Origin of the sequence: Bacteriovorax sp. BSW11_IV (genome assembly GCF_000447755.1) — a bacterium.
Taxonomy (GTDB): Bacteria; Bdellovibrionota; Bacteriovoracia; order Bacteriovoracales; family Bacteriovoracaceae; genus BSW11-IV.
The window spans coordinates 206,770-220,200 of the sequence record NZ_AUNE01000010.1 but is presented as its reverse complement, the minus strand read 5'-3'; the positions used below and the strand labels follow the sequence as shown (position 1 = coordinate 220,200).

The following is a 13,431-nucleotide window of genomic DNA, read 5'->3' as shown; positions in this document are numbered from 1 at the left end:
GGGAAATCATGGTGCGAAGGATCGCGCTTGTTTCATTGCTCTTGGCCTGCTCTATGGCAGGCTTTGCTGAAAAGTCGGGAACAATTCTCGTCCAAGACAGAGCTGTTTTTCGCGTTGAAACGAGACCTTACTTTGTCTCTGAACTAAATCCCATTTTAAATTCTTATGGCCGCTTTAGATGCCTCAAGAAATCATTTCTTGTGGGCCATATGGAAAAGAATAATTTGCCAAATCAGGCACCCCTTGATTTTGGAGCACTGCCATTGGATTTGGAAGAGCTTCGAAAACGTGAGAGTGAAGTTCAATTACTTCTCACATTATTAAAAATTCGAAATTTTATTCCAGGAACGTCAGTTTCTTTTAATCCTGAATTATTAGTTTCTCTTAACTTCAAGTCTTGCTACAAAGCTGTTTCAGATTTAAATGAAATTGAAAAAGAGCTGCTATATTTAGAAGTTTATTTAAGAAATCGCTTCATATCTCGATCAAAAAATCGTCAAACAGAATCTTTGAACTCCTTTTTAGAAACAGTGCTAAAAAAGGTGAATTATGAATTATATTACTGATTATTTCGATGAAACCAAAATGCCAGATGAGGCCCTTTTCCAAGAGCTTGTGCACTTTGATGAGCTAAACTTCCCATATGCCTGGACATTGAACTCTTGGAAAGATTTTTGTCGCACTCGAAAATTTCATTTATTCCTTTATCGTCAAAATGGTCAATTGCAGGCCAGCGCTCTATTTGAAGAGATAAATGATGGTGAAGTAGGCCATTTGCACAAGATTGCCGTTGATCAGTCGGCCCGTAAACAAAAAATAGGATATAATTTTATGATGGCCTGTGTAAGAGATTTGTTGGAGCGCGGCCTATCTGGAATCTATTTAGAAGTGGCCACCAAGAATGAAGCTGCCATAAAGTTGTATGAAAAATGCGGTATAGAAGTGCAGCGTCGCGTAAAGAATTTTTATTCAAATGGTGATGATGCGTATATTATGTATAATTACTAATATAAATCTGATCGTTTCAGTTCTTGCAAAACTAGTAAATTATTGATAAAAGTGTACTACACTTCAATTTTTTATTTATTGAGTGTTCTAAGACATTAAGCAGTTTGCTTTTTGGGTAGATTTAAGATCTGCCCTTTTTTTTTATTAGGGACCAAAAAATTTTTGGTTGGAATGAGATGGTATTAAAAGAAGAACGTAAAGGTTTAGAGAAAAAGTTTTTTGAGCTGTGTACACAAGTTGTAGAAGAGCTTGAGTATAAACTCTATGACCTTGAATATATTTACGGTAGCTACACATTGCGTGTCTACATTATGAACCCAGAGACAAAAACAGCTGTTCTAGATGATTGTGCTGCCGTGGATAGAGCTCTGTCTCCTCATATTGATACGCTAGAGTGGATGCCAAGTGAGTTGACTCTTGAAGTTTCTAGTCCTGGGATTTTTAGAAACTTAACTTCAGTTGAACATTTTGTTGGTGGAGTGAATGAGCGTGTACAACTCACAGTTTTTGGTAAATTGAATGAGTATGCCAAGGTTGATTTACCAAGGTCACTAAAGAACTCTAAGAAGTTTATTGGTGTCCTAAAAAATGCAGATGAGCAAGGGATCTTGGTCGATGTTGAAGGCAATGAAATAGAACTTAAGTATTCAGATATTAAAAAAGCAAATTTAGAACCCATTCTCGAAAATTAGAGAATTAAATTGATTAAGGAAGGTTAGTATGAACTTTTCAGAACTAGGAAGAGTAATTGAAACGCTTGGAAAAGATCGTGGAATCGACAGGGCCATTATTGTTAAGGCCATTGAGCAGGCTTTTCTTGTAACAGCAAGAAAGAAGTTTGGAATCCAAGGTGAATATGAGACTCGTTATAATGAAGCTGATGACGATATCGAAATCTATCAATATAAAAACGTTGTTGAAACAGTGAGAGATGCTATTGTTGAAATCTCATTAAATGACGCTAAAGAATTAGATGAAGATGTAGAAGTTGGTGACCAATTAGGGATAAAAATTGAAAACCCTAATTTTACAAGAGTTGATGTGCAAACAGCTCGTCAAATCATTTTCCAAAAAGTGCGTGATGCTGAAAGAGAAATTCTCTTTTCTGAATTCAAGCACAAAGAAGGTGATCTTGTTACAGGTATCGCTAGAAGATATGAAAGAGGAAATATCATCGTTGACCTTGGTAAGGCCGATGCTGTTCTTTCTCGTAGAGAAATTATCCCAGGTGAGAACTTTAAGCCAGGCGATAGAATTCAAGCTTACCTAACAGATGTAGTTATGACTAATAGAGGACCTGAGATTCGTCTTTCTAGAACGTCTCCACTATTTCTTGTTAAACTTTTTGAAATGGAAGTTCCAGAAATTCAAGAGGGAACAATTGAAATTAAATCTGCTGCTCGTGAGCCAGGTCAACGCGCTAAAATTGCGGTTACTTCTGTAGACAGAGAAATTGACCCAGTTGGTGCTTGTGTTGGTATGAAAGGTTCAAGAGTTCAAAATATTGTTAATGAACTTCAAGGTGAGAAGATCGATATCGTTAAATACTCTGATGATGTAGATTCTTTTGCTAGAGCTGCTCTTGCGCCATCTGAAATTTCTAATATCCAAATCAACGGTGAAGAGAATTCAATGGACGTTGTTGTTGATGAAGATCAACTATCACTTGCAATTGGTCGTAGAGGTCAAAACGTAAGACTTGCAGCGATGCTTACAGGCTTCAAAATTAACATCATCTCTAAGTCTAAACTTCAAGAGAGAGTTAATAAGTCTGTTGCCAACCTTATTCAAATTGATGGTGTTACAGATGCAATCGCTCAGGTGCTTGTTCAAAATGGTTTTATGGCCGTTGGTGACCTAGCTGCTGCCGATGCTTCTGAATTAGCTGTTCTTTTAGCAATGTCAACTGATGAGTGTGCAAAACTAGTTTCTGCCGCTACAGATGCAATCGCTGCTGGAAATATTCAACTTCAACCAAGTGAAGATGAAGATTTGGTTTCAGCTTCTGCTGTACCAGCTTATAAAGGTCTTCTTGAAAATAATGAAAGAGAAGAAGATGAGGGAGAGAGTAAGTTCTCTGAAGCAGAGAAAAGGCTTCGTGAAGAGCTTGCTGCATTTAAAATTAAATAATGGAATTTAGATATTCAGATTAAACGGAGAAATGAATGCCTAAGAAAATATTTGAATTGGCCAAAGAATTAGATATTGGCGCATTGGATCTAGTGGAGAGTCTTAAAGCTAAAGGTTACGCCGTTAGAAACCACATGACGTCTTTGTCTGACGACGAGGTCGAGAAGGTTCTGGCAGAGTACTCAAGTGCAGATCAAGACAAGAAACCAACTGAGAAGAAAAAAGTTGTAAAAAAAGCAGCTAAGAAAAAAGTGGTGAAAAAAGTTGCTGCGAGTGCAGAGGGAGAAGAATCTTCTGAAGAAGACGATCAAAAAGCAAAGACAGTTACTCGTCGTAAGAAAACTGTTGTTGTAAGAAAGTCGTCTAGCAATGAGGAAGAAGAAGAAAGCGCTGTAAGCGCTGAAGCAACTCAATCTCCTGTTGAAATGAAGTCAAATTCTGATGACGAAGAAATTAACGAAGTATCTGAAGAGAGTGAAGAAATTTCTGATGAAGAAGAATCTGAACCAGTTCTTGAAGCAGCTGCTGAAGAAGCAACGGAAGAAGTGGTAGAAGAAGAAACTTCTGAGACAGAAGATGAAAAATCTCCAGAAGAGCTTTTAAATACAAAGAAATTTGGTCTAAGAGTTGTTTCTAAACCTAAAGTAGAAGTCAGAAAGAAAGCTACTCAAGAGGAAGAAGAAACTGAAGATCGTCCAAAGAAGAAAGTTTTCGCAGCTACTACAACTGATGATCAGACAGAAGAATCGAGCGGTGAAGGCGAAGAAGATGACGAAAAGAAACGTGAGGCAAGCAAGAAGCGCTTAGGTGGTCTTGCAACTATGGTTTCAGGCAAGAAAGTGGGGGCGCCAGTTAGTCGTTCACAAGTTCTTGTACAAACTAAGGCCGACGAAGAATTGAAGTCATACACTGCTTTGGGTGTCGCTGGTAGACCACTTTACAGCACAGTAAAGAAGAAAAAGATGTACTCAGGTCCAAGTAAAAATACATTAATTACAGAAGTAAAAGAATCTAAACGTATTGTTAAACTCCACAAAGGTGCTGATGTTGAACAATTAGCGAAGAAGCTTTCTGTTAAATTAAAAGATATGATTGATGCGTGTCTTGACCTAAATCTATTGATTAAGGCCGGAGACTACGTTGGAATGAAGCTTGCTTCTCAAATTGCAGCTCTTTACCAATATAGAGTTGAAGACGTTTCTTTTGATGAGAGCAAGGTTCTAGGAACTGATAAAGATGTTGATACATCTGATCTTCCACTAAGAAACCCGATCATTACAATTATGGGTCACGTTGACCACGGTAAGACAACTCTTCTAGATTATATTAGATCTGAAAAAGTTGCTGCTGGTGAAGCCGGTGGTATCACTCAGCATATTGGTGCTTACTCTGTGGATGTTAACGGTAAGAAACTAACTTTCCTAGATACTCCAGGTCACGCCGCGTTCGCTTCAATGAGACAGCGTGGAGCTGATGTAACGGATATTGTTGTTCTTGTCGTTGCAGCTGACGATGGTGTAATGCCACAAACAAAAGAATCAATTCGTTTCTGTCAGACAGCAAATAAGCCAATTATCGTTGCTGTAAACAAAATGGATAAAGAGGGTGTTAACCCTGATAGAATTAAGCAAGAACTTACAGAGTTCAACATTACTCCTGAAGAATGGGGTGGTGAAACTCAATTCTGTCCAATTTCTGCACTTAAAGGTGATGGTGTTGATGGTCTTCTAGAAGCAATTGCTCTTCAGGCCGAAATTCTTGAACTAAGAGCTGATCCTAAAGGAGATGCTGAAGGTGTGGTTATTGAATCTAAGGTTGAACAAGGACGTGGAGCGGTTGCGACTATCCTAGTTCAAAAAGGAACACTGAAAAAAGGTGATTCAATTGTTGTTGGCGAGACTTTTGGTCGCGCTAGAACATTAATTGATAGTACGGGAGCGCAGTTGAATTCTGCAGGCCCTTCAGTTCCTGTTCAGATCCTTGGTCTTGGTGAAGCACCAACACCAGGTGATGTTATGAACGTAGCTAAAAACGAAAGAGAAGCTAAAAAAGTAGCAGAAAACAGAATGCTTGAGAGAAAGAAACTTGAAGCTGCTCCTGTTAAGCAAAAACTTTCTCTTGAAGACTTCTTTGCTGCTGCTGGCGGTGCTGAGACTCCTAAGAAAGAGCTTTGCCTTATCGTTAGAACTGACGTTCAAGGATCATTTGAAGCTATTAAACAATCGGTTGAACCTCTTTCAAATGCGGAAGTTACAGTTCGTGTAATCGCAGGTGGAGCTGGTCCAATTACTGATAGTGACGTTGTTCTTGCAACTTCATCAGGTGCGTTCATTCTTGGTTTCAATATGAGACCTCTAACTTCAGCAAGAAGATTAGCTGAACAAAATGGTGTTGATGTTAAAACTTACTCAATTATTTATGAGCTAATCAATGACATTAAGCTTGCTATCGAAGGTCTTCTTGATCCAGATACAGTTGAAGAATTCATTGGACGCGCGGAAGTTCGCGATACATTCTCTGTACCAAAAGTTGGTGTTATTGCTGGTTCTTACGTTGTTGATGGTAAGATTCAGTCTGGATGTAATGTTAGACTTCTTCGTAACGGAAAAATTATTTTTGATGGAAAAATGTCATCACTTAAGAGATTTAAAGATGATGTTAAAGAAGTTAAAGATGGTTACGAGTGTGGTGTTGGTCTTGAAGGATTTAATGACATCAGAACTGGCGATACATTCGAAGCTTATATGATGATTCAAAAGAAGAGAACTCTTGAAGATCTTGAAAAAGAAGCTAAGAAAGCTGCTAACAATTCATCTGACTCAATGAGTATTTAAGGATTATTTGTGGCCAAGAAATCTTTTAAAAAAGAAAAGTACACTGAGAGATTAGTTCTAGAGATTAACTCTTTTCTAAGAACAGGGGCGTCTGATCCACGCCTCTCTTTTTTAAGTGTAACTAAAGTGGAAATGTCTGTTGATTATTCATACGCAGACATCTACTGGGATACATTTGATATTTCTCGTCGTGGAGATTGCAAAAAGGCCATCGAGGCCGCAGCTCCAAAAATTCGTTCACAACTTGCGAAAGTCCTTCAAGTAAGACAAGTTCCTGAACTTCGTTTTGTTTATGACTCTCAATTTGTTGAAGAGCAAAAAATTAGTGATCTTCTTAATAGTGAGAAGGAGCTAGGAAAGAGTTTTTCTGACGACGATTCAAACGAGGATGAGGAATAATTCATCATGGGTCGAAAAAATAAAAATGAAGGGCCAGCTTATGGCCCTTTTGTATTTAATGTCTACAAACCTAAAGATGTCAGTTCATTCGATGTCGTAAGGCACTTCAAGTACCATCTTCCAAAAGGTTTTGGAAAAATTGGTCACTTTGGAACACTTGATCCTTTTGCTGAAGGTGTTCTTCTTATTGCTATTGGAAATGCCACTAAACTTACTGACCTTGTTCATGAAGGGCCGAAAACTTATGTCGCTGAAGGTATTCTCGGGATTCATTCCAATACAGGGGATTTAAGTGAGAATAGCGAAAGTGAAGCTGTAGATGCTTCTCATCTAGAGAGTGCCACATTAGAGGAGCTAAAAAATCTTCTTGAAAAGAAATTTCAAGGACCTTATATGCAAGTGCCTCCGCAGTTTTCAGCAACTAAGCATGAAGGTCGCTCATTATATGAGTGGGCAAGAAAAGGTGTTTTTATTAAAAAAGACGCCGTTCAAAGAGAGGTTATCTCTCTGGAAATTTTGAATTATGAATTTCCAAAAGTTACTTTTCGCGCAATGGTCAGTAGTGGAACATATATTAGAACGTTATTTGAAGATATGGCCTTTGAACTTAAAACGGCAGGGGCCCTAAAAGAGTTAAAGCGTGAGGCCATTGGAAATGTCTCTTGTGAGAGCTCACTTGTTAAAGAGTTTTGGCCAGAGCGTGGGGTAGAGATTGATGTTGAAAAATTAGCGACACCATTTTTTACGCTATTACCTTATGAGAAAGTTCAGGTACCTGAGGGGAAGTTGAAATTAGTACTCAATGGGGCCGATGTTCAATGTCCGTATGAAGACGGTCAATACTGGTTATTTGATGAAGACAGGCTTTTGGGGCAGTGTCATGTGCTCAAAGGACGCTTGAAGATTAATGTGAGGCTCATTCCCTGAAAAAAATGTACATTTTCGATTCTAAACTCTCGAAATAATTTAGACGAATTGTACACTTTTAGGTTAGAATGGCCCTATAACTGATAATTATAATTTTAAACGATATATAGAGATTTAGAACTAAGGAGTTGTGAGTGAATACGACTATGATCGCCATGGGTATTGCTGCCCTAGCTGGGATTGGACTTGTAGTTACCCTAGGAGCATTGTCCCTACTATCTGGCGCTCTTCACTTTCTGTTTGCGAAACCAAAAATTTCAATTTTAAAAACAGAACTTGGAGATACAGGTTTTGCTTTTTCTTTCAAATGGAATGCGGCCAGAGAGCCAGCTAAATTTGATCGCATTAAAGTAAGGCTATTCAACCCATTTGGCTCACCAACGCAAGTTGATGTGGCGAAGGAATTTTCTGCAAAAAATGATATCTTTGCTGAAGATCTAGATATGGGTCCAGGAATGAAGCAAATCATTGAGACAAATAGACTTGATGATTCATTAATTCAACTTGAAGTTATGTCTACTAAAGACAGTGTAACTCACCACTTTGAAATGAAAGCGAGAAAGTTTCTAGAAGCAAGACAAGCTGCTAGTCAAACAGCTAAGCAATTTAATGAAGTAAATGTAAAAGCTGCTACAAAGCCAGTTTATACATCTGTAAACCGCACTTTTATTGCTGAGCCATTTCCAGCTTCAAATAAGTCTCTGAAAATTTCAACAAACCCTGAGTTTGCTGGGCAATTTGCAGATGCTGGTGCTGGTGCAGGAGCTGCTACACAAGAGAATTTTGCTGTTTCAAAAGTTTGGATTGAAGATGGTTGTATCGTTTGTAATGCTTGTGAAGGTATTTTCCCAGAAGTATTTGAAGTAACAGACACAACATGTCTCATTAGATCAGGTGCTCCACTTGATGATGGTTTGAAGATTCTTGAAGCTGCAGAGGCCTGTCCTACTGAAGTTATTAAATTCACTAAGGCCGGCTAATTACACTTACGCCAAAAAGATAAGATAAGGGTCCTAACAAGGGCCCTTTTTTTATTCAATTTTCTAAAGTATCTAATCCTAAGTCATTAAAATTCAACAATCATAAATTACAGTTTTTTGGCATCTCGGTTGCAATAATAATCCCAAACAAGTTTGTAAAAGATCTCTACTTTTGGGAGTAACATGCTGAATAAACTAGGAAATGTACTAATTTTGTCTTCTGTTTCATTAAGTGCTCTAGCTGCAGGAAACAATACAGTTGTCCAAGATTTAAACACTAAGACAAAAGATCTGTCTGTGACGGTATCAAACTCTATAAGCAGCTCACTTAAAAAGGGCAATGAGAATGATGTCGTTAATACATTGAGCGTATTGAGCTCATATAGGATCAATAGTATTTATTCAATAAGCAATACTTTAACTTTTGATAAAGAGTTTACAAACGATCGCGAATTAAAGGCCCGTGATTTACTTTTTACGCTAACAAGAAAGTTTGAGGCCCCTGTCACAGGATCATTTTTAAGAGTGAAATCATCTCTAACAGCGCCTATGTCAAAAGCGTCACGTAAAGATAGTGAATTGATTGCAGGACTATCACTGGGAGTGACTTTTGGAATGGGGCTGGATCATATTATTAAAGGTCTAAATTTTTACTATTTACCAGATGTAAAAACGTCGTTCTATAAGTATGAAACGGGACGTTTTTCAGGTGAATCAAATGTTCAATATAGAGTGCTACAAAGACTCATTTTTGAGTACGCACTTGCCGATAAGTTTTCGCTAAGTTTCGACAATATCTATTACAGAAATTGGACTTTTGCGGGAACGACTACAGACGTTTTTAGTTTTGATCAATCAGTTGCATACCAAGTAAGACCAGATCTTTCGGTTTCATTTGGTCACTCTATTGGAGGGTATGCTCTTCATTCAAACGGAGTGGATAGTAATGTGAAGCTTTTTGATAAAAACGAATCGCAAATTTATACAGGTTTTGATTACAGATATTAATTTTCGAACTGAAGCAGCAAACAAGGGAAAGAAAATGACTAAGAAAAAAATCATCAATTCAAGTTTCGTCGCACTATCGCTTCTGGCGTTTGGATGTGCCAAAGAGAGACAAGAAGAGTTTTCTCAAGGCCAAGGTCGCAACTTACTTAATGTAAGTGAGTACAATGGAAAAACGTTTGAACTAACGACGACTTCGAGTGTTCAATCAGAAAGTACTGCATCTTCTGCGACAAGATCGTTAGATGTAGGAAATTATGATGGAATGAACAATATGATGATCGTGGAGTACACAACAGATGCTCCATTATTTCAAGGCTTCACTTTTAGAGGTCTTCCAAATCACAAATACGAAATTCAGTATGAAGTAACTGATAAGTATCTTGTTGTTAACAAAGTTGCGAGTAAAGATGCTATTCCATTTGATGAGTTAACATATGCAACTCAGTTAAATGATGGCCGTTATAAAGTTCCTCTTCTTGGTTATCCAATAAGACTAGTAAGTGTTGAGAATATTCAGAACTCTTACGGTGAAGATTCAAGAAAGTTAATGGAAATGTCTCAGAAGTCTGTGGCCAATTCATCTCATTTTGAAATTGCTAGCACGTCTTCTTATGAACTATTTGCTGCTCAACAAAAGATTGATGTTTTCCCTGCTGATTTCTTTGATGGACAGTGGTTCTATGCTGCAACAATTGTTTCTGCTTCTACAAAAAATGCCACTTCAATTGGTCGTGACCTTTCTGTTGATGCTGAGGCCGATAGTGTTTCTAGAATTGAATTTAAAAAATATAAAGATTCAGTACTTGCCTATAACTTAAACTTAGACCAGATCATTTCAAGAGAAGATGATATCAACTTGAAAAAAGCATTTAAGGTGCCTGTAAATTGGATTGATTACAAGCGTGAGACTATTAATGGTCAAGTTTCAATGAAAGAAGTTGCTCTTGATAATAACAATAAAGAAGCAAAAAATTGGGAAGATAGACGTTTCATGAAAATTGATTTCAAGAACGTTTCTTCTTTAATTACTGATGGTGTTAGAGATGGTGTTCTTCAAAAACTTGAAGTTGCCAAAGATTTTATCAGTTGGACAATTTGGTATCCTTCAGAAGAAATTCGTGTAAAGTTTGCTCTTCGTCGTGCTCATAAGCCGATCGCGGGTAGAGTTTATAGAAAATCAGATTTTAACAATTTTGGATTTTTCAAAACATATAAGCACTATATTAAAAACCATAGACAATACCGTGATGAGGACTTTGATAAGCTAGTTCTTCTTAACCGTTTCAATCCTGAGAATAAAGTTATTGAATACTATTTCTCAACAAATACATCTAAAGAGATGAGAGAAGTTGGGCGCAAAGGTATTGAGGCCTGGAATCATGCTTTTGAAGAGGCCGGAACTGGTATTAAAGTTGTGCTTAATGAATCTCGTGACGTTGAGTTAGGAGATATCCGTTACAATATTCTAAATATCGTTGATACAAAAGATGGTTCAGGTCTTTTAGGCTATGGTCCATCAATCTCTGACTCTGAGTCTGGAGAAATTATTTCAGCGACAACGAATATCTATGCAAACCCATTTAGAGAAGGGCTTATTGCAAATGTTCGTAATTATATTAAAAAAGAACTTGGAAAGTATGAAACGACTAAACAAGAACTTCTTGTAACGAGTGCTCCTTCTAATAGATTGAATTCTACGATTGGTGGAGTTTCGGGAAGTTCTAGTGCTTCAATGATTAGCTCTTCTTTAACAAATAGTACAGAATTTAAAGTTCTTCTTGAAAACTCAAGCAAGCTCACTTCAAATGCAGAAGAGCTTGGACTTAATGCAAAGACACTAGAGAAGCAAACGAATGCTATCTATAAACTTTTAAATATCAAAAAGTCTGAAGAAAAAGAAAAGCATAATCACGAAAATAGCTCTCTAGATCAACTCTTTAGCCATGGAACAAATTGCTCTTACGCAGTAGTTGATAATGATTCTTATCAAAGAATTGCTGAGCAGTGTAGTGAAGTAAATGATTACGTTAAAGAACTTGCTTCTTTACCAGGTAAGCCAACATACGATGCTCGTGAAATTGAAGTTGTTGAAAAATGTGCGAATAAGCTGCTAGAAGAGAACGTTCTATCAACTGTTGTACACGAACTTGGACACAACTTTGGTTTAAGACATAATTTTTCTGGATCAAATGATCCTGAGAACTTTTCGAAAGATAAATCTGATAAAGTTCATGCGATGACTTCGTCAATTATGGACTATCTTGCTAATGACGTAGCAGAGCTTGTTGCTCCTGGTAAGTATGATGTAGCGGCGATTAAGTTTGGTTACGCTGAAAAAATTGATACTGTTGAAGGTCAGGAACTTTCAGTTGCAAATAAGAGTATCGAAGAAGCTACGGCCTCTGCTGGTCTAGTTGCGAAGCCATACAAATTCTGTACAGATGAGCACGTGTCTCTAACTGATCCACTGTGTACTAGATGGGACCAAGGTTCAAACCCTGAAGAAGTTGTAGATCACATTATTGCTGACTTTAAGTCATTCGTAGCTCTTTATGGGCGTAAGTATGACAGAGCTTTTAGTCCTTCACAAAATATTTTAGCTAATAAGATGTTAAACTCTGTATTCTCTCTGAAAGCTATTCACGATCAGTGGAGATACTATGTTGCAAAAGAGTTAGGAGAGTCAAATAAGTACCTTCAAGGTTTTGATGGAAAGTCTTTCCAAGCTCTTGTTAAGAATTTAAATGCATCAGACTCTGACATTGCTAAGGGACACCAAAGGTATTTAAATGCTGCAACTAAAGCGTATGAATTCCTTAAAGAAGTTGCTTTTCACTCTGCTAAGACTTGTGAACTTGAAAAATCTGATGGTTCAAGAACTGTTTTAGACTTTGAACAAGCAAGACAAAGAATTTGGGGTATGTATTCAAAGAACGTATATGCATGTTCTGACATTGCTTCAATCATTGGACAAAAGTTAGTTGCTGAAGGTGGATATATTCTTAACGATATTAAAGTTTCGAATAATCCTGGAAACAAAGATGACTACTTAAGAAATCAAATTGCTGGTCTAGAGGCCGCAAGACAATTCGCAATGCTAGGATTAGTAATCAGAATTCCAATGATTATTTCGCACAACTACGAAGGTTTCTATCCAAACTTCATGGATAATCCAGTTTGGAGAAATGAAATCATGGCCATGGTTCAAAATCGTGTCATCAATGGTGTTGATAAAAAGTCACTTGGAGAAGCATTTGCTAAGAACTCATTAGCAGCAGAATCTCTTGAGTTTTTTGCTACAGAAAAAGATCTGATTGTATCTAACTATGCTGCGGTTGCTGAGTCTCTATATATTCCAGGCGATACTGAAGCTAGTATGGAGAGGGCATCTGCATATTATCTATTAAGAACTAGAGATGAAAGAGTTATTCCACAAGGTTTCGTAAAGACTACTGTTGGAAGTAACTATGTTGCCGCTCCAGCTCAATCTCCAACTGGAGAGCTGATTAACGAAAGAAATGATTTGAATTTTCTTAGAGACCTTTCAAAGACAGAATTGTCAGACAATCTTGTTGCTGCAATAGTGAAGACTTTAGATGAGAAACTTCTTGATGTGAGTTCAAAGGTATCAATTGTAAGATCGGAACTTCAAGAGGCCTTAGATAAGATCAATTTTCCGCTAGATGCAAGTATATCGGAACACTTGGCCGATGATGCACAATCAATCATTACTGTAAAAGAAGCGATTGAACGTATTAAGCATAATGAAGTAATATTATCTCAAATTGTGCAACAACTAGTGCCAAGAGTGGGTTATGGTATTCAAAAATATCTTTCACCATTCATCAATTCAAACGCAAATCTTGGCGCTCTTTTAGAAGGATTCGTAGAGCAAGATGCAACTGTTGCAGACAAGAAGTTGAATGAAGTGTTAATGCCATTTGTTGAGCAAAAACAATTGAATATTCTTAGTGCTTTCATTGCACAAGCAACACCTAAGGAACAAGTGCTTCAAGAGTTTGTAAGAGTGGCGAAAGAGTACAGAATGAACTCTAAAGAACTAGATGCTAAACTAGATGCTTTAACTAAAATTCTAATGTCTATCTAATAAATGGCCCTCTTCGGAGGGCCTTTTTATTTGTCTA

10 protein-coding genes are annotated in these 13,431 nt (G+C 37.4%); all 10 read left to right on the top strand.

The genetic code is table 11. From position 1 onward, the window contains the following. The first annotated feature begins 8 nt into the window (after positions 1–8). The 10 genes from M899_RS04025 to M899_RS03980 all read left to right on the top strand — a co-directional run bounded on the left by M899_RS04025 (position 9) and on the right by M899_RS03980 (position 13,394). Entirely contained in the window at positions 9–566 is a 558-nt protein-coding gene (locus M899_RS04025; protein WP_021270066.1) for a hypothetical protein, read from the top strand. Next, positions 550–1,008, top strand: coding sequence for a GNAT family N-acetyltransferase (locus tag M899_RS17460; RefSeq protein ID WP_021270139.1), 459 nt, complete (start codon positions 550–552; stop codon positions 1,006–1,008). Before M899_RS04025 ends, M899_RS17460 begins: the two co-directional genes overlap by 17 nt. Positions 1,009–1,184: 176 nt before the next feature. Continuing rightward, complete coding sequence (gene rimP / locus M899_RS04015) at positions 1,185–1,700, top strand: ribosome maturation factor RimP (protein WP_021270055.1); 516 nt, start codon at positions 1,185–1,187, stop codon at positions 1,698–1,700. Positions 1,701–1,728: 28 nt separating this feature from the next. Then, entirely contained in the window at positions 1,729–3,138 is a 1,410-nt protein-coding gene (nusA, locus tag M899_RS04010; RefSeq protein WP_021269944.1) for a transcription termination factor NusA, read from the top strand. A gap of 35 nt (positions 3,139–3,173) precedes the next feature. Continuing rightward, a complete protein-coding gene (gene infB / locus M899_RS04005) occupies positions 3,174–5,972 on the top strand; it encodes a translation initiation factor IF-2 (RefSeq protein WP_021270085.1) in 2,799 nt (932 codons plus the stop codon). Positions 5,973–5,981: 9 nt separating this feature from the next. Further along, positions 5,982–6,371, top strand: coding sequence for a 30S ribosome-binding factor RbfA (gene rbfA / locus M899_RS04000; RefSeq protein WP_021269946.1), 390 nt, complete (start codon positions 5,982–5,984; stop codon positions 6,369–6,371). A 6-nt stretch (positions 6,372–6,377) separates the two neighbouring features. Next, on the top strand, positions 6,378–7,298 hold the full coding sequence (locus M899_RS03995) for a tRNA pseudouridine synthase B (RefSeq protein ID WP_021270057.1): 921 nt from the start codon (positions 6,378–6,380) through the stop codon (positions 7,296–7,298). 134 nt (positions 7,299–7,432) lie between these two features. Continuing rightward, on the top strand, positions 7,433–8,278 hold the full coding sequence (locus tag M899_RS18515; protein ID WP_021270038.1) for a ferredoxin: 846 nt from the start codon (positions 7,433–7,435) through the stop codon (positions 8,276–8,278). A gap of 183 nt (positions 8,279–8,461) precedes the next feature. Beyond that, positions 8,462–9,286 (top strand): hypothetical protein, encoded by an 825-nt coding sequence (locus M899_RS03985; protein WP_021269961.1) that lies wholly within the window; start codon positions 8,462–8,464, stop codon positions 9,284–9,286. Positions 9,287–9,320: 34 nt separating this feature from the next. Continuing rightward, positions 9,321–13,394 (top strand): zinc-dependent metalloprotease, encoded by a 4,074-nt coding sequence (locus M899_RS03980; RefSeq protein ID WP_021270046.1) that lies wholly within the window; start codon positions 9,321–9,323, stop codon positions 13,392–13,394. Positions 13,395–13,431: the final 37 nt, after the last annotated feature.